This window comes from Bradyrhizobium acaciae (assembly GCF_020889785.1).
In the GTDB taxonomy this organism is placed as follows: domain Bacteria; phylum Pseudomonadota; class Alphaproteobacteria; order Rhizobiales; family Xanthobacteraceae; genus Bradyrhizobium; species Bradyrhizobium acaciae.
In genome coordinates this window covers 1-1,300 of the sequence record NZ_JACMYK010000307.1, presented here as the reverse complement: position 1 = coordinate 1,300, position 1,300 = coordinate 1, and the positions used below count along the sequence as shown (strand labels likewise).

At 60.6% G+C, this 1,300-nt stretch carries 2 protein-coding genes; one reads left to right on the top strand and one right to left on the bottom strand.

The window, feature by feature from the left end; genetic code table 11:
• Positions 1 to 331 (top strand): hypothetical protein (locus tag H8A92_RS40430; RefSeq protein WP_229200801.1); only part of this gene is annotated, 331 nt, incomplete at its 5' end.
• 200 nt (positions 332 to 531) lie between these two features.
• Here H8A92_RS40430 and H8A92_RS40425 read toward each other — a convergent pair.
• The coding region (locus H8A92_RS40425) for a heterodisulfide reductase-related iron-sulfur binding cluster (RefSeq protein WP_249795543.1) at positions 532 to 1,300 on the bottom strand (769 nt) is incomplete at its 5' end.

Sequence of the window (1,300 nt, the reverse complement as noted above, 5' to 3'; positions counted from 1 at the left end):
CTCGGGCGCCGGGGGTGCTGCGACCGGGGCAGCCGGCTTCGGCGCGGCGGCCTTCTTCGGAGCGCTCTTCTTGGCAGCTTTCTTCGCAGCTTTCTTGGCAGCCTTCTTGGGCGCGGCCTTCTTCGGCGCTGCTTTCTTTGCAGCCTTCTTGGCTGACTTCTTCGCCGATTTCTTTGCAGACTTCTTGGCTGATTTCTTCGCGGCCTTCCTGGCCGACTTCTTCGCGGACTTCTTCTTCGCCGCTACCGCCTTCTTGGCCTTTTTGGCCTTCTTGCTTTTCTTCGCCTTCTTCGCCTTCGCCATCGTGGTCCTCCTGTTGCCGCTGATTTGAGTCCACCGCGTATTGAAGTGATCGCTTGCCGGTCGTTGACTGCACCTCGGGGTGAGGCACCCTCCACTTCGCTTGTCGGGCATGATGGCCGCGCGATCGCTTCGCGTCTGTGGCTGAGGAAGCGCCGGTCCTTCACATTGCGTCAGACACGCTGCGTCAGGGCAAGGCTGGGGTCCGGATCATGCTCGAGTGGCAGTCGATCAATTCAATCCTGGCCGGGGACCTCCTGTCGCCCAATCGAGAAGCTCAATCGTGTGCACCACAGGAACTGACGTACCGCCGGCAATCTGAACCATGCAGCCAATATTGCCCGCAGCGATCATGTCCGGTTTGACAAGCGCAATATTGGCGACCTTGCGATCGCGCAATCTGCTCGCAATGTCGGGCTGGAGAATGTTGTAGGTCCCCGCCGAACCGCAACACAAATGGCTCTCAGGTACATCTTTCACCACGAATCCATTCTTGGAAAGCAATTCTTTCGGAAGTTGAGTGATTTTCTGTCCGTGCTGCAACGAACAAGCCGAGTGATAGGCAACGGTGACGTCGCCTTTCTGCGTTGAAGGTGCGAGCTCGAGAGTGCTGAGATACTCGGTGATATCCTTCGCCAGCGCCGAGATCCGCTGCGCCGGCTCGGCGAATGCTTTGTCCTCGCGCAGCAGGTAGCCGTAGTCTTTGACAACTGTCCCACAGCCCGACGTCGTCACCAGAATGGCGTCCAGCCCGTTCTGGTCCGCTTCCCTTTGCCACACCGCGATGTTGGCCCGTGCGCGCGCCAGCGCGTCACCATCCTGTCCCATGTGATGGGTCAACGCGCCGCAGCATTGCTCGTCCTTGACCAGCACGACCTCGATGCCGTGCCGGGTCAGGACATTGATCGCGGCCTGATTGATGCGCGGCGCCAGCACCTGCTGGGCGCAGCCCTGCAGCAATGCGACCCGGCCGCGCCGCCGGCCGATCGGCGCGAATACG